The following is a 16,023-nucleotide window of genomic DNA, read 5'->3' on the forward strand; positions in this document are numbered from 1 at the left end:
TCTCTCCGTCGATAAGAAGCATCTGTGTTAACAGGGGCTTTTCGGCGTTTGGTATGACTCGTCTTTAGCTCCCTATATGATATTGCTCTTTAAAAGACCGAAGGTGATGCAACTCGTGCCCGGCCATCATATACACAAAAGCCCTTACCGAAAACAGGTGGTTACTGGCAATACCTGTACGCAATAATTGTTCTTCGCTAAACCCTTTGATCATATAAATATTTGATAAGCGTGTTGCTTTAAATTCCGCCGCCAGGCCCTGTATACTTTGGGTATTGAAATCGGTATTATCTACATAAACGTCCTGGTCAAAGCCCGGCAATTCAATATAATTTCGCGAAAAAACAAGGGCCCGGTAAGCAAAGGTGCGTTCGGTATCAATCATATGGCCAAGCGCTTGTTTAACTGTCCATTTCCCGGGCGCGTAGGCATAAGCGGCCTGCTCATCGGTAAGCTTACTGAACAGTTGATAGCTTGATTCCATCAGACGTTCCAATAGTTCAATAACATGGGTATCCGGAACAAGGCCTACATAGCCGGCTGCAAATGGCGAATATTCTTCAGGAGATGGCTTGCTTATCATTACGCGTGTTTTTTAATATGATCCTAAATGTTGTACCCTTACCTATTTCGGAGTCTTTTACAAATATCTGCCCATTATGGTAATTTTCTATCATACGTTTAGTTAACGACAAACCTAAGCCCCAGCCCCGCTTACGTGTAGTATAACCAGGTTGAAAAACGGTATCAAATTTAGATCGCTGTATGCCTTTGCCGGTATCTGTCACATCAATAAAAACCTGGTTCTTTATCTTGTTACCCCCAATTTCTATATGGATACCCCCTTTGCCATCAATGGCATTCACCGCGTTTTTTAACAAATTTTCCAACACCCAATCAAACAAGGGGATGTTAAGTCCGGCTTTGAGGTGTGGGTTGCCCGTCATCTCAAAGCTGATATTTTTACTTACCCGCACTTTAAAATAATCAACAAAATCTTTTACCACGGCATAAACGGCATGTTCTTCCAACACCGGTTTCGATCCTATCTTCGAAAAACGGTCGGCCACTATTTCCAGCCGTTTTACATCGTTTTCCATTTCGGCTACCAGGGTATCATCTTCGGCATTAAACTTTTCCTTCATCAATTCAATCCACGCCATTAATGATGATATAGGCGTACCCAGTTGATGCGCCGTTTCCTTAGCCAAGCCAACCCAAACCTGGTCCTGTTCCGATTTTCGTGAAGAACTGAAGGCGGTATAAGCCATCAGTAAAAATATAGCGATCACCGTTAATTGCACATAAGGGAACAAACGCAGTTGCTGCAGCAAAGGCGAATCTTTGTAGTAAACAAACCACTGTTCGCCCAACATTTTCAGCTTAAGGTTAATAGGCGCGTGTTGATTTTTCATATATTCCAGCTCCGCCTTAAAATATTCCGGATCATATTTCTTTGTCTTACTTCCTTCGGCCTGAAGTTTCACAAAGACCTTAGCAGTATCCAACCCACGCGCATATAAAATATCACCCTTTTCATCGGTAACAATGGCCGGCACGGCTAAACTATCACGCACTGCCGTTGTAAATTGCAAAAAGTCGTCATCATCAGAGTTAAATATCTGCCGCATGCTCATGGCCCAAACCTGAACGCGGGTACGCTCAGACCGGGCTATATTTTTTACCAGGTAACGGGTATAAAACAGGGAGCCAAAGGCAATAACTACGGCAAACGCGAGCAGAAAATATTTCCAGCGCTTTTTCTGTTGGTATGGGTTCATACTGGGCACAGTCCAAATAACGTAAAATTATTTCAAATGTGCAGATTACAGATGTGCGGATGTGCAGATAATTGATTGTCCGTCATTTTTCATTTGCACATCTAAAATCCGCACATCTGCAAATCTTAAAAAAACTATCTTTGCCCCATCATGACCGATAAAAAAGTAAGAGTTCGTTTTGCGCCAAGCCCTACCGGTGGTTTGCACCTGGGTGGCGTACGTACCGTATTATTTAACTATTTATTCGCCAAAAAACATCATGGCGATTTTGTTTTAAGAATTGAGGACACCGACCAGACCCGTTATGTGGAAGGTGCCGAGGAATATATTTTAGATTGTTTGAAATGGTGCGGCCTGCAACCCGATGAAAGTCCGGTGGTTGGCGGCCCTTATGCCCCCTATCGTCAAAGTGAGCGCAAAGCCCTTTATCGCGAATATGCCGAACGCCTGGTGATGCAGGGCCATGCCTATTACGCGTTTGACACCCCCGAGGAGCTGGATAAGAACCGTAAAGAGATTCCTAATTTTCAATACGGCCAGGTTTATCGTGATGGTTTACGCAATTCACTTTCATTACCACAACATGAGGTTGATGCCCTGCTTGATGCCGGCACGCCACATGTTATCCGAATAAAAATGCCTGCCGATGAAACCATTAGTTTCAATGACCTGATCCGCGGGCATGTAAGTTTTGAAACCAACCAGGTTGATGACAAGGTATTACTAAAGGCCGACGGTATGCCTACCTACCACTTAGCTGTGGTTGTAGACGATTACCTGATGAAAATTTCGCACGCTTTCCGCGGTGAGGAATGGCTCCCATCAGTTCCTGTGCATTTACTGCTTTGGGACTACCTAGGTTGGAAAGCCGACATGCCGAAATGGGCGCATCTGCCTTTAATACTAAAACCCGACGGCCATGGCAAGCTTAGCAAACGCGATGGTGCCCGTTTGGGTTTCCCAGTATACGCAATGAATTGGTTTGATGCCAAAACAGGCGAACTTACACCTGGTTTCCGCGAATTGGGCTTTTTGCCCGAAGCGTTTTTAAACCTGCTGGCTACCCTGGGCTGGAACGATGGTACCGACCAGGAACTGTTTACGCTGGATGAACTGATCGAAAAGTTCTCCCTGGAACGGGTAAGTAAAGCCGGCGCCAAATTTGATTTTGAAAAAGCCAAATGGTTCAATGCCGAGTGGATCAAGAAGTCGGAAGCCCAAAGTCTAAAGTCAGATGTCAGCACAATTTTAGCCGAAAAAGGTATTGTTGTTACCGATGATGCAAAACTCCTGTCGGTTATCAACCTTGTGAAAGAGCGCTGCGTTTTATTGCCCGACTTTTATCAGCAGGCTGGCTTCTTTTTCGAACAGCCCAAAACATATGATCTCAACGCGGTACAACCCAAATGGACCGATGCTAAAGTTGATTTCTTTAATGCCCTTACAGCCTTGCTAAATAGCTCCGCAGCAGATTTGGAAGCTCATTCTTTTGAGGAAGCGTTTAAAGCCCTGATGGAAGAAAAAGCATTAAAAGCAGGCGATGTGATGCTGCCCTTCCGCATTATGCTGGTTGGCGGCAAATTTGGCCCGCATGTGTTTGATATAGCAGCGATATTGGGCAGACAAGAAACCATCAGCAGGATAGCTAAAGCATTAGACGCGTTTAGCAGTCCGGCTTAAAGATCTGCCGGTTCCGTAACCGCATCAATATAGTTTTGACAGCCATTGCCAGCCCAGGCAATGGCTGTTTTGCAAAACTCCAGACGGTACTCCATATAATGCACTTATTTACATGGCGGTACATTAAAAATATTGAAACAAACCCACTCCTGGCATCGTAATAAGGTCAATCCGCCAGAAAAAGAATAATACTTTATTATTTTAATCATTCGCGGGGACAATTGACATCGTTTTACTTTCAAGGAAATTTATTTATTATATTAGAAAATACTGATTGTCAGAATTTTACCATCAGCACCGATTACGCTTTTTTTGTATCAATATTATTACAATTGGCGATAATATTTTGTAGAAATGATATTTAAAATCTAATTTTATGAGCCCCCTTAATTAATTGGTCATGATCCGCATACGATCTAAAAATGTACTATTGGTTGCTGCCGATACTTTTTCGGCTGAGTTACTGCCTAACAACAACACGTTCAGGCATATTTCGGCTGCGGGCAGCATCTTCCCCACCATACATGAAATTAAGCCCAATGTGGTTATATTTGATTATGACCACCTAAGCAAGGACATGGAAAAGATCCTGCGCCGTATCAGTGCTAATCCGGCCTACAGCAAAATAAGAATATGCTGCTATAAAACCACGGCCCATACCAAAACCGATAGTCTGTTAAAAGTGCTGGGGGTTGATCATATCTTTTATTCCGAAGATTTTAAAAAATCCGCCGAAAGCAAAAATATCGCGACCGTTTTATCCAGTATTTTTGATGCCCCCATTACCAATCTGCTCGCCAAAGCCTCAAACTAAATCGTTCCCTTTAATTTATCTTTAAATGTGGCCTGCTGATTAGAATGATCCGCCAGGCTACTTCTGCGCTCAATAATGCGGTTAAGGCAAATATCGCGGCTTTAAGCGCCTCTGGGGTTGATGATAATGCTCCACCCAAAGCCACGGCATATACCACAAAAGGAAAAACCAATATCAGACAAAGGCCGATAACATTTAATGGTATCCGGAATGGCCGGGCCTTCTGCGGCTCCTTTAACCGAAGCCTTACCAGGGCAATATATTCCAGGGATAACCCCGCACCATAAACTGTTACGTCAATGATGAGCAGATCGGCAAAAGTCCACAGCACCATAAAGCTTACTACTAAGGAGCAAATGATAAGAGATATATAAGGCGTTTTAAAACGCCTGTGCAATTTGTTCAGCCCGGCAGGCAGTAAATGATCTTCGGACATAACCTGTGGCACCCGCGATACCGATAATAATACCGCTGCGTAAATACCCAGTGTACTGGCCATACCACCCGCCGCTATCACAATTCCCAGCCATCTGCCGGCCACCAGTACCCCTAAAGCCGGGAACCCATCATTAGTAAGCGTATTGTGATTAATGCCCGATTGCTGAGCTATCCAGGTGATAAAAAAGTAAACCACCATTACCAGGACAAAAGCAATGATCATGGATACCAGGTACGATTTGACCGGTTTTTCGACCTCCTCGGCATAGGTGGTAATATTATCCCAGCCCAGGCAGTTCCACATGACGGTATATAGCGCCATGCCGAAGGACGGAAAAGTAATTCCTTTTAGTGATGGCGAAGGGATACTCAAACTGCCACTATGATGATGAATAGCCAGTACTATCAAAATAATAACCGGCGCCAGCACGGCCGCGCTCAAAAACAGCGATACTTTACCTACCGGCACTATCCCCAGTATATTTAACCCCGCCGATGCCCAGATGATAAGCAGGCATACCGGCACCTGGTACTGCAGCAAAACCGGGAAAAAGAACGACGCGTATTGCACAAACAGAACCGGGTATATAGCCAGATCAACAAAGGTGTAGAGCCAGGTCCACCAGCCCTCGTAAAAGCCCCAGCGTGTGCCCAGGGCATATTTTACCCATTTATAGTAACCCCCGGTAATGGGCATCATACTGTTAAGTTCCAGTACAGTGAATATGGCGGGTACGTCCCAAAGTAAAGGGGTTATCAACAGGATCAGCAGCGCGCCATGATCTCCGGCATAACTGAGCAAGGGTTCCAGGCCATATGGCCCGCCGGATACGGTAAAGAAAATAACAGCGACAAGCTGTATCGGTCTGATTTTTTTTAAGGCTGCGGCTGATGGCATAGGTTATAAAAATACAATTTAACCCGCGTTACAAAAATCAAACAATTCATCCTTTTTAAAATACTTTTTAAAGCCCGATTTTAACACTTTTCGATGCGAAAAGCGGGTAAAATGAATCGAAAACATTTCAAAACTGATTCAAAAACATCGATTTTAACACTTTTTAACAAATTTTTGACGGGTTTTAAAAACTTTAAAAAGTTTTATAAAGCTAATATTCAATTAACTAAGTAAAAATTACTCATCTTTTTACCTCATTTTGTTCCTTTAAACAAATGGCCCTGCTTACGTTTTTCAAGTAAGCAGGGCCATGGTGTTTATGTACTTAAATATACGAAAAAAAACCGTCTGAATCAGAATTCACAGAATTTTAAAATTAACAGAATGAGCTTTTATATTCTGAAAATCCTGATTCAGATAATTTTAAAATTAGCCGAATGCATTTTTATATTCTGAGAATCCTTAAATTCTGTTAATTCTGATTCAGATACTCAGCCACTTTTTACGCACCAGCAATTGCTGTGCTGTTTCGTTGCCTACAGGTACAATTTTGTATTTAACGCGGGTGCTTTTCAATAAGGTAACCTGTAGTGTAAGCGGTAGTCCGTCGCGGATAACATCCACTTTTATTTTGTCTCCCGTTTTTTTACCATTCAGCATGGTTGCGGCGTCGGTAACCGGGTTATCATCAATGGCTACCAATTCGTCGTTCACATTAATGCCATCTATATAGGCCGATGTGCCACGGACAACGCTGGTTACGATCAGTTTTTTATTGGCCGTAACAGCGGTAGCTACGCCAAAAGCCGGATCGTTGTTATCAGCCAGTTCATCCACTATTTTATAGCCTGCATAGCCCAGGTATTTATTGTAATCAACAGGGGTTAAACCATTGATATAGTTTTTATAAAAATCGTCCAGCTTTTTACCGGCGAATTTTTCAAAGCCCAGTTTAAACTCCGCATCGGTATAGCCGCGTTTTTTAGTTTTGTAATATTCGGTATACATATACTTCATTACATCATCCAGCGAATATTTGCCTTTGCTGCTGTTGATGATCTCCAGATCAAGCATCATCCCAATAATGGCCCCTTTGTTGTAATAGGATATGGTGGTATTGTTGGAGTTTTCGTTAGGGCGGTAAGCTTTTATCCAAGCATCGAAGCTCGATTCGGCTACGGTTTGTACATTTCTGCCCGGCAGGTTTTCCAATATATTAAACTCTACTGCTATCTGGCCCAGGTAATTTTCTGGCGAATACAAATTGGTACGGCGAACTGCTATTTCCTGGTAATATTCGGTAAAGCCTTCGGCTATCCACAAATTGGTGGTATAGTTCTCGTTATCGTAATCAAACGGGCCCAATACTATCGGGCGCAGGCGTTTTACATTCCATAAGTGGAAATGCTCATGCGCGGCCAGGCTCAAAAAGCTTTGATAGCCTTTTTCTGTAGCATAGTTATCGCGCGAAGCGCCTAAAACGGTAGAGCTTAAATGTTCCAGACCGCCGCCACCGCGTAAATGATTATGCACAATAAACACATAATGCTTATTGGGATTTTCGCCAAAAATGGCGGTTTCCTGTTCAACAATACTGTGCAGGTCTTTTTTAAGGCGTTCTTTATCATAATTGCCGCCGCCGTACATACACACCTCATATTTTACTCCGGCGGCATCGAAACCAAAAACATCCTGGTTACCCACTTCTATCGGCGAATCAAAAAGGATATCATAATTGGGCGATACACGGGTAAAAGGATCGTTATTCACCATTTCCAGACTGGTTGAAACCTTGGCCCAGTCTTTATAAGGTTTAATGTGGATGGTTGAAGGTGCATGCAGCATATTGGCCGGGTAAATAAATATGCCGGATGTTGACAGGAAACCATGCGACGCATCGATATAACTGGTACGTACCGAAATCTCATTAGCATAAACCCGGTATTTAATATTTACGGTTGATACGCCTTTGGTGGCAATGCGCCAGGTATTTTTATTGATCTTGGGCGATGGCACCGCTTTGCCGCCCGCATCGGCGCTAAAAGCTTCGATGTTTTTGGCAAATTCACGTACCAGGTATGAGCCGGGTGTCCATACGGGCATTTTAAGGTCGAGCGTATTTTGTTTTAAGCCCGAAATATGCATTTCGATATCAGCATAATGCGCCTGTGCCTCGGGGAAAGACACGGTATAAGATATATTGGCCGTAGTTTGCGCTTCACTGACAGATGGACTCATATAAGCTATGATTAATAAAAAAGTAATGATATGTTTAAATGGTTTCATGCCGCAAGTTAAAAAATTTATGTATTTCTCTGCAGCGTCATTCTACTTGCGCTTGTTTGCAAAGGGGCACGAGAGTGAGTGGTTATTCTCCACGCGTCATTGCGAGGAGGAACGACGTGGCAATCCCCTACTTACAGAGCGGCTTTGCTTATCGGGGATTGCCACGCTGCGCTCGCAATGACGCGCGGAGAGCAGTAGCCCTCTTTCCGCCGCAGGCGAAGAGAGGGTCGGCGAGCGCAGCGATGCCGGGGTGAGTTGGCTACGCCATACTTCGCCCGGTGCAGGTTCTCCTCCCCATTCCCTAACCTAAAATTAACCTTGTAAAATGGTTGATACATACAACCATTTCTACTGTATACTGTTTATGTTTGTGCAACCTTATAATGTCGTTAATTGAACCTATATCCCGCAAACTGATACGTTTGGGTAAATTGTACCAAAGCCTGCTCGCTAAAAGTACAGAACACCTTGACGTAAACCGCTATCACTATGTGCTATCGCTGATCTATCATCACGACGGGCAATTATCGCAAAAAGCACTTGCCGAAATACTGGATAAAGACAAATCGGCTATGGTAAGTATCATTAATCTGCTTACCGCCAAAGGATTTGTGTACCGGGAAAACAACCCCAACGACCGTCGCGAACAATTGTTAAAAGTTACCGAGAAAGCAAAGCTCGCGGTTCCGCAGATTGTAGCTTCAATTAAAAACATCAATACCGACATCACCCGGGGAATATCCGACGATGATATGAAAGTATTTGAGCGCGTATTACTTCAAATGCAAAACAACATCAAACCCTTAATAACAACCTGATCAGAAACTAAATCACAAAAATGATCCATTTAATATGAGAACAAGGTATATCATTTACACCGCGCTGGCTTTGCTGGTTGCCTATTTAATTTACAACAAATTCTTTAGCAAAAACGCCAAGGAATCTGCTGCTGCCATGGCTGCTGGGGGCAAGGGTGGAAAGAAAAAGAACGGTCCTGTTTCCGTTAACATTATGATTGTAAAGGATACCGCCATCAACAATATCATCGATGTAACCGGCTCTATCGACGCCAACGAAAAGGTAAACCTGGTGAGCCAAACCGCCGGCAATATTACCGGCATCTATTTTACCGAAGGCAGCAAAGTACAAAAAGGACAGTTGCTGGTAAAAGTGTATAACCAGGACCTGGAAGCATCGCTTAAACAAGTGAACTACCAGGTGGCGCTGGCCAAACAAAATGAGTATCGCAACAAAGTATTGCTGCAAAAAGAAGCCATCAGTCAGCAGGAATATGATACCTCGTTAACCTCCCTAAACTCATTAAAAGCCCAGGGCGATATGATCAAGGCGCAAATAACCCGCACCGAAATCAGGGCACCGTTTTCGGGCACAATCGGGTTACGCAATGTGAGTCCGGGTGGCTATTTATCACCACAAACTTCTATCGCACAGTTGGTGAATATCGATCCGGCAAAGGTTACCTTCTCTGTTCCGGAAAGATACCTTTCTATCATTGGCCCCGGCAGCAAGATCAGGTTCACAACCGAAAGCTCGAGGGAAAATTTCACGGCTACGGTGTACGCTATCGATCCGGCTATTGATGTGAATTCACGAACGCTTACCGTAAGGGCCAAAGCGCCAAATCCAAAAGGCTTACTGACGGCCGGAGCATTCGCCAAAATTAATTTAACGCTCGACCAGATACCTAAAACCATTTTGCTGCCCACCCAGGCCGTTATTCCCGACCTGAAAAGCAGCCTGGTTTATGTTTATCATAATGGCGTTGCTATGAGCAAACCGGTTAAAACTGATATGCGCACCGACACCAAAATACAGATCATTGATGGCCTGAAACCCGGCGATAGCGTGGTAGTATCGGGCATTATACAAATGCGTCCAAAGGTTCCTTTAAAAATTGCTAAAGTTATTAAATAGAAGCAAGAGATAAGAGTCAAGAATCAAGAGCCGGAATAAGAACAAAAGCTTATTTACAATAAAGATCGGCCTGCTTTTTTTCTTGATTCTTGACTCCCGGTTCTTGATTCTTAACAACAACTCTTAATAAAAAACTATATGAGTTTATCCTCAGTCAGTATAAAGCGGCCGGTATTGGCCACGGTAATGTCGGTAGCCATTGTGGTGTTCGGTATTATCGGTTATAAATTTTTAGGGGTGAGGGATTTTCCTTCGGTCGATCCGCCTATCATTTCGGTATCCACCAGTTACGCGGGCGCCAATGCCGATGTAATTGAATCGCAGATCACCGAGCCATTGGAAAAGGCCATCAACGGTGTTCCGGGGATCCGTAATCTGTCGTCGACCAGCTCGGTGGGTTCCAGCAACATTACCGTGGAGTTTGACCTGGATGCCGACCTGGAAACCGCCGCCAACGACGTGCGCGATAAGGTAGGCCAGGCCCAGCGCCAGCTGCCTCAAGATATCGACGCACCACCGGTTGTAACCAAGGCCGATGCCAGCGCCGACCAGATCATTACCCTGGAGGTACAAAGTAATACCCGCAACATTAATCAACTGGATGATTATGCCGAAAACGTTTTGCAGGAAGGTTTGCAAACCATTCCAGGCGTAAGTACCATTAACATACAAGGCCAGCGCCAATACGCCATGCGTTTATGGATAGACCCAAATAAGCTTACCGCCCAGGGTGTTACCGCAAGTGACATTGGAACGGCCTTATCCAAAGAGAACGTGGAGCTGCCTGCCGGTAAAATTGAAGGTAACAATACCGAGGTGACCATCAGGGCGCTGGGTAAATTATCCACCGAAAAAGATTTTAACGATCTCATTATCCGGTCAGACAGTAACCGGGTGGTGCGCCTGCGCGATGTGGGCTATGCCGTTTTAGGGTCGGCCAATGAGGAAACCATTTTTAAGGAATCGGGCGTGCCGATGATCGGCCTGGCCATTGTGCCGCAGCCTGGCGCTAACTATGTACAGATAGCCAAAGATTTTTACAAACGTTTGGAGCAGATCAAAAAAGATCTTCCGCCGGATATTAAGGTAAATGTGGCACTGGATAATACACGGTTCATCAACCAATCCATAACCGAAGTACAGGAAACCCTTATTGTATCCTTTGTGCTGGTGGTAATTATCATTTACCTGTTTTTCCGCGATTGGCTCATCGCTTTCCGTCCGCTGATTGATATCCCGGTATCCCTGATCGGGGCGTTTTTCATCATGTATATTTTTGGTTTCTCCATCAATATATTAACCCTCCTGGGCATTGTACTGGCAACGGGCCTGGTGGTGGATGACGGGATTGTGGTAACCGAGAATATCTATAAAAAGGTAGAGGCCGGCATGGCTATCCGCAAAGCGGCTTTTGAAGGTTCGGCCGAGATATTTTTCGCGGTAGTGTCTACCTCGGTTACACTGGCAGCCGTGTTTTTACCCATTGTGTTTTTACAGGGCTTTACAGGCCGTTTGTTCCGCGAGTTCGCGGTAGTGGTGGCCGGTGCGGTACTGATATCAGCATTTGTGTCACTGTCGTTAACCCCCATGCTGAACGTAAAACTGATCCGCAAGAGCAACAAAAAATCAAAGTTCTACGAGCGTACCGAGCCTTTTTTTGTGAACATGACCAACTCTTACACCGAAACGCTGGTTAAGTTTATGAAAGTGCGCTGGGTATCTTTCGTGATCCTGGCCGTATCGCTGCTCATTATTGGTGTTTTGGTGCGGGTTATCCCATCTGAGCTGGCTCCGCTGGATGACCGCAGCTTGTTGCGTTACAGCGTTACCGGATCTGAGGGTGCCACTTATGAGTACATGACCAAGTACATGGACAAGGTATCGCAACTGGTAGAAGATTCTATTCCGGAGGCGAAGGTTAATTTCGAGATCGTTTCGCCATCCTTTGGTGGCGGTTCGGCCAACTCGGGCTTTGGCCGTATCGGTCTAGTCGCCCCGGACGAACGTGGCCGGAGCCAACAGCAACTGGCCGACTGGCTCAGCAAAAAGCTCACCCGCATGCCCGATGCCCGCGCTATTGTGATACAGGAGCAAACCATCAGCGGCGGCGGTAGCGGTGCCCGTACATCGTTACCGGTGCAATACGTGATCCAGAACCAGGATTTTGAAAAGATCCGTAAAGCGCTGCCCAAGTTTTTCTCCGAAGTATCCAAAAGCCCGGTATTCCAGGGAACGGACGTCAACCTGAAATTTACCAAGCCGGAGTTAAGGGTAATTACCGACCGTGACCGGGCCCGCGACCTCGGGGTATCTGTTGATGATATTGCCCAAACTCTGCAATTGTATTATAGCGCCGGCCGACTGGATTATTTCCTGATCAACGGCAAACAATACCAGGTAATTGCCCAGGTAGATCGGGCCAACCGCGATCAGCCGCTCGATCTGAAATCCGTTTACCTGCGCAGCACCAAAGGCGGCCTGGTACAGCTGGATAACGTAGTAAAAGTAACCGAAGGGGCAACGCCTCCGGCTATTTATCACTTTAACCGGTATAAATCGGCCACGGTATCGGCGGGTTTAGCCCCGGGGCGTACCGTTGGTGATGGTATTAAAGAAATGGACCGCATCTCCAAAGAAATACTGGACGACACCTTCAGCACCGCTCTGAGCGGCCCATCACGGGATTATGCCGAAGGTTCATCAAATATATTATTCGCCTTTGGTTTTGCGCTGTTGCTGATATACCTGGTACTGGCGGCACAGTTCGAGAGTTTTATGGATCCGTTTATTGTGATGCTGACCGTGCCGCTGGCTATTTCGGGGGCATTCTTATCCCTGTGGCTGTTTAACCAAACGCTGAACATTTTCAGCGAGATCGGTATTATTACGCTGGTGGGGCTGGTAACCAAAAACGGTATCCTTATTGTGGAGTTTGCCAACCAGCGCATGGAACATGGCGTGGCTAAATATGAAGCCGCCATTGAAGCAGCAACAGCCCGTTTACGCCCGATATTGATGACCAGTTTAGCCGTGGTGTTGGGTTCGGTGCCTATCGCCTTTGCATTGGGCGCGGGTGCCAAAAGTCGTGTATCATTGGGTATAGTAATTATGGGCGGGATGCTGTTTTCGCTGGTGCTTACCCTGTACATTATTCCGCTGATGTATGTGATTTTCGCCTCCAAAACCCGCCGCGATCCTGATCATGAACCGGAAGACGCGGAACTGGATGAGACTAAAAAACCTCTATTGATTGAAAACCTGTAACCCTTATGATGATTAAAAAAATAGTTTTCTCCATTTTTTGCAGTCTGTTTTTTAGCATAACAGCCTGGGCACAGGATGCGCCTTTGCTTACGTTGAAAGAGGCTGTGGAGATCGCGCTTAAAAACAACTATAATATCAAGCTGTCGCAAAACAACTCAACCATTGCCGCTAATAATGTTACCCTGGGTAACGCGGGTGTTTTACCGCAGCTTACGGGCAACTTTGCTACAAATGCCAGCAGGCAAAACACCAAGCAAACGCGTAACGATGGCACGGTGAATAATATCAACGCCCATAACTCCAATAATAGTTATGGCGTAAATCTTAACTGGACCATTTTTGATGGTTTTAATATGTTTGCCACCTATGATCAGTTAAAAACCGTTGATACCTTAAGCGCTATCCGGCTCAAGGATACCATTCAAACTACCGTAGCCAATGTGATCACTACTTACTATGACCTCATCAACCAAAACGAGCAGATCAAAGCACTCAAAGGGGCCATAGATATTTCGCGCACACAGCTGCGTTATGCTAACGACAAGTACAAGGTTGGCAGGGCATCGGGCCTGGATGTGTTGAACGCGCAGGTTAACCTCAATACCGATACAGCCAACCTGGTTACACAATACCAACAGTTTAAAGCAATCAAAATACAACTTAACCAGCTCCTGATCCGCGATCTGCAAACCGATTTCGCGGTAGGCGATACCATTCTGATTGATGATAAACTAACCCTTGCCGAGATCATCAACAGCGCCCAATTACAAAACCCGGCCATTTTATCGGCACAGATCAATAAACGCCTGGCCGAAATTAACCTGAAACAGGTGCGCTCAACCCGGTATCCGCAGGTGGGTTTAACTTCTGGCTATACTTTTTCCAATAGCAAAACACCGGCTGGTTTTACGCTGTCGCAAAACGTGCATGGTTTAAACTATGGACTTACAGCCAGCATCAATATATTTGACGGCTTTAACCAAAACCGCCGCGAAAAGAACGCCAAAATACAGATCGATAACGCCAATATCAGCGCCAAACAAACCCGGCTGAATGTAGAAGCGCAGATCAATAACTTTTTTGTAAGCTACCTGTCGGGACTTGATCTGATCAAACTCGGGCAGGCCAACGTAACTATAGCTAAAAAGAACCTGGATATATCATTAGAAAAATATAAGCTTGGTAATATTACACCTTTAGAGATAAGAGAAGCCCAGCGCAATTACCTGGATGCACAATCCAAGTTCTTTGCCGCTCAGTATCAATCAAAACTCGCGGAGGTAACTTTAAAACAGATAACCAGCAGTATTAATATTAATTAAGTACTAATAAGTATTTATTTATGGGGTATGTTTCTTAATTTGCTTTAAAAAGCTATTTTTGGAACACGATGTTAACCCCCTACAAAACATGCTTGTTGATCGATGATAACTACATCGACAACTTTGTAACACGCAGGATTTTGGAGAATAGTAACTTTGCCGAGCAGATCATCGTAAGACAATCGCCTGCCGAAGCCATTAATTCGCTCCGGGAAGGCACTATAAAACCCGATGTTATTTTTTTAGATGTGCGTATGCCTTTGATGAGCGGTTTTGAGTTTTTACAGGAATACGATAAGTTATCGATCAATAAAAAAGATATTAAAATATTTATGCTTTCCTCCTCCCTTGACCCAACAGATATGAAAGAGTCGGTAGGAAACAAGTATATTACCCAATTTATACATAAGCCATTAACCATTAAAGCGCTCGAAGAAATTTGTCCATGATCTTAGTTGCCGATAGCGGATCTTCAAAAACAGATTGGTTGCTCAGTATCCCACAGCAGGAACCAATATCATTCAAAACCGCCGGCTTAAACCCATACTTTTTAACCGAAAAAGAAATAGCTAAAATAATACAGGACCAGGCGCCAGATATGGTAGCCTATGCCAATGATATTGCCGAAATATATTTTTTCGGAGCCGGTTGCTCCAGTCCAGACAGGCATGAGATCGTTTCAAACGCTATCAGCCAGCTGTTCACCAAAGCCTTTGTAAGTGTCGACAGCGACCTTTTAGGCTGCGCTTATGCCACCTGCGGGCACGAAAAAGGCATTTGCTGTGTAATGGGCACGGGGTCAAACATCTCGTATTTCGACGGGGAAAACATACACGACGGGCAGCATGGACTGGGTTTTGTTTTGGGCGACGAAGGCTCGGGCACCTGGTTTGGCAAAACCCTCATCACCGATTTTCTGTACGGCAACATGCCCGCCGATATCAACGAGGCATTTAACAAAGCCTACGGCTTGAATAAAGAGATCGTGATCAAGAACGTATATCAACGGCCCAATGCCAATACCTACCTGGCCTCGTTCTCGCGTTTTGTAAGCGAAATAAAAACCACACCATACGGGCAGGAACTGCTGGAAAAAGGTTTATTGGAATTTATTGACAGCAACATCAAATCGTACCCGGAATATCACCGCTATAAATGTCATTTTGTAGGGTCCATCGCTTATTTTTTTGCGGAGGAATTAACTACGCTTTGCCATCAGCAGGGTGTAAAAACCGGCAAGGTGATCAAACAACCGATCAATGATCTGATGGCTTTTATTTTGAAGAGAAACGAGGAGTAGCATCTTTGTTCAGTGGTTCAGTGGCTCATTACTTTATTGGTGCCCATCAAACGGATTGGCATATTAGTAGCTTGCCCAAATTATGTACTTACTATTTTCTTCCTTTTCCCGTCAGCAGATAAGCTTCGGGCGAAAGCGGGCAGAACAATGGTGGGCGGTGCGGCTGCAAGGGCATAGCGAACCTTGCCTGAAGCGTGGGATAATGCGCGAACGAAGTGGAGGTAAGGGTTAGCAGCCCTGGTTCTGCCTGATTTGCAGGGCAAAGGCCATGAGCGCACAGAAGCATTTCTGCTGACAGCCTTTTT

The 16,023-nt window shown here is 44.9% G+C and carries 13 protein-coding genes; 8 read left to right on the forward strand and 5 right to left on the reverse strand.

Annotated features, from left to right (window positions below):
- Positions 1-64: 64 nt before the first annotated feature.
- Both FHW89_RS06290 and FHW89_RS06295 read right to left on the reverse strand, forming a co-directional pair.
- Positions 65-583 (reverse strand): DinB family protein, encoded by a 519-nt coding sequence (locus tag FHW89_RS06290; protein ID WP_172334171.1) that lies wholly within the window; start codon positions 581-583, stop codon positions 65-67.
- Complete coding sequence (locus tag FHW89_RS06295; protein ID WP_172334172.1) at positions 561-1,781, reverse strand: HAMP domain-containing sensor histidine kinase; 1,221 nt, start codon at positions 1,779-1,781, stop codon at positions 561-563. Before FHW89_RS06295 ends, FHW89_RS06290 begins: the two co-directional genes overlap by 23 nt.
- A gap of 150 nt (positions 1,782-1,931) precedes the next feature.
- Between FHW89_RS06295 and gltX the strand changes: the two genes are divergently transcribed.
- Positions 1,932-3,461: a glutamate--tRNA ligase gene (gene gltX / locus FHW89_RS06300; protein WP_172334173.1), complete on the forward strand. Its 1,530-nt coding sequence runs from the start codon at positions 1,932-1,934 to the stop codon at positions 3,459-3,461.
- A gap of 400 nt (positions 3,462-3,861) precedes the next feature.
- On the forward strand, positions 3,862-4,275 hold the full coding sequence (locus FHW89_RS06305; RefSeq protein ID WP_172334174.1) for a hypothetical protein: 414 nt from the start codon (positions 3,862-3,864) through the stop codon (positions 4,273-4,275).
- 10 nt (positions 4,276-4,285) lie between these two features.
- Here the strand turns inward: FHW89_RS06305 and FHW89_RS06310 are convergent, their stop codons facing one another.
- Complete coding sequence (locus tag FHW89_RS06310) at positions 4,286-5,611, reverse strand: APC family permease (protein ID WP_172334175.1); 1,326 nt, start codon at positions 5,609-5,611, stop codon at positions 4,286-4,288.
- A gap of 483 nt (positions 5,612-6,094) precedes the next feature.
- On the reverse strand, positions 6,095-7,897 hold the full coding sequence (locus FHW89_RS06315; protein WP_253952179.1) for a M61 family metallopeptidase: 1,803 nt from the start codon (positions 7,895-7,897) through the stop codon (positions 6,095-6,097).
- 383 nt (positions 7,898-8,280) lie between these two features.
- Between FHW89_RS06315 and FHW89_RS06320 the strand changes: the two genes are divergently transcribed.
- From FHW89_RS06320 to FHW89_RS06345, 6 genes are all read left to right on the forward strand, one after another.
- Entirely contained in the window at positions 8,281-8,715 is a 435-nt protein-coding gene (locus FHW89_RS06320) for a MarR family winged helix-turn-helix transcriptional regulator (RefSeq protein WP_172334176.1), read from the forward strand.
- Positions 8,716-8,749: 34 nt separating this feature from the next.
- Positions 8,750-9,832, forward strand: coding sequence for an efflux RND transporter periplasmic adaptor subunit (locus tag FHW89_RS06325; protein ID WP_172334177.1), 1,083 nt, complete (start codon positions 8,750-8,752; stop codon positions 9,830-9,832).
- Positions 9,833-9,970: 138 nt separating this feature from the next.
- Positions 9,971-13,096, forward strand: a complete 3,126-nt coding sequence (locus FHW89_RS06330; RefSeq protein ID WP_172334178.1) for an efflux RND transporter permease subunit — start codon at positions 9,971-9,973, stop codon at positions 13,094-13,096.
- Positions 13,097-13,101: 5 nt separating this feature from the next.
- Positions 13,102-14,418 carry a TolC family protein gene (locus FHW89_RS06335; RefSeq protein WP_172334179.1) on the forward strand — a complete coding sequence of 439 codons (1,317 nt, stop codon included), beginning with the start codon at positions 13,102-13,104 and terminating at the stop codon, positions 14,416-14,418.
- A 68-nt stretch (positions 14,419-14,486) separates the two neighbouring features.
- Positions 14,487-14,867, forward strand: coding sequence for a response regulator (locus tag FHW89_RS06340; RefSeq protein ID WP_172334180.1), 381 nt, complete (start codon positions 14,487-14,489; stop codon positions 14,865-14,867).
- Positions 14,864-15,718 (forward strand): BadF/BadG/BcrA/BcrD ATPase family protein, encoded by an 855-nt coding sequence (locus FHW89_RS06345; RefSeq protein WP_172334181.1) that lies wholly within the window; start codon positions 14,864-14,866, stop codon positions 15,716-15,718. The genes FHW89_RS06340 and FHW89_RS06345 overlap by 4 nt, the downstream gene beginning before the upstream one ends.
- 91 nt (positions 15,719-15,809) lie before the next feature.
- Here FHW89_RS06345 and FHW89_RS06350 read toward each other — a convergent pair whose 3' ends face one another.
- Positions 15,810-16,004, reverse strand: a complete 195-nt coding sequence (locus FHW89_RS06350; protein ID WP_172334182.1) for a hypothetical protein — start codon at positions 16,002-16,004, stop codon at positions 15,810-15,812.
- Positions 16,005-16,023: the final 19 nt, after the last annotated feature.

The organism is Mucilaginibacter sp. SG564 (assembly GCF_013149275.1).
In the GTDB taxonomy this organism is placed as follows: Bacteria; Bacteroidota; Bacteroidia; order Sphingobacteriales; family Sphingobacteriaceae; genus Mucilaginibacter.

Bases quoted from the DNA above. Each gene is read 5' to 3' on its own strand.
- FHW89_RS06315 (WP_253952179.1), bottom strand. From the start codon at position 7,897: ATGAAACCATTTAAACATATCATTACTTTTTTATTAATCATAGCTTAT.
- FHW89_RS06295 (WP_172334172.1), bottom strand. From the start codon at position 1,781: ATGAACCCATACCAACAGAAAAAGCGCTGGAAATATTTTCTGCTCGCG.
- FHW89_RS06320 (WP_172334176.1), top strand. From the start codon at position 8,281: ATGTCGTTAATTGAACCTATATCCCGCAAACTGATACGTTTGGGTAAA.
- FHW89_RS06345 (WP_172334181.1), top strand. From the start codon at position 14,864: ATGATCTTAGTTGCCGATAGCGGATCTTCAAAAACAGATTGGTTGCTC.
- gltX (WP_172334173.1), top strand. From the start codon at position 1,932: ATGACCGATAAAAAAGTAAGAGTTCGTTTTGCGCCAAGCCCTACCGGT.
- FHW89_RS06350 (WP_172334182.1), bottom strand. From the start codon at position 16,004: ATGCTTCTGTGCGCTCATGGCCTTTGCCCTGCAAATCAGGCAGAACCA.
- FHW89_RS06335 (WP_172334179.1), top strand. From the start codon at position 13,102: ATGATGATTAAAAAAATAGTTTTCTCCATTTTTTGCAGTCTGTTTTTT.
- FHW89_RS06305 (WP_172334174.1), top strand. From the start codon at position 3,862: ATGATCCGCATACGATCTAAAAATGTACTATTGGTTGCTGCCGATACT.
- FHW89_RS06325 (WP_172334177.1), top strand. From the start codon at position 8,750: ATGAGAACAAGGTATATCATTTACACCGCGCTGGCTTTGCTGGTTGCC.
- FHW89_RS06290 (WP_172334171.1), bottom strand. From the start codon at position 583: ATGATAAGCAAGCCATCTCCTGAAGAATATTCGCCATTTGCAGCCGGC.
- FHW89_RS06330 (WP_172334178.1), top strand. From the start codon at position 9,971: ATGAGTTTATCCTCAGTCAGTATAAAGCGGCCGGTATTGGCCACGGTA.
- FHW89_RS06340 (WP_172334180.1), top strand. From the start codon at position 14,487: ATGTTAACCCCCTACAAAACATGCTTGTTGATCGATGATAACTACATC.
- FHW89_RS06310 (WP_172334175.1), bottom strand. From the start codon at position 5,611: ATGCCATCAGCCGCAGCCTTAAAAAAAATCAGACCGATACAGCTTGTC.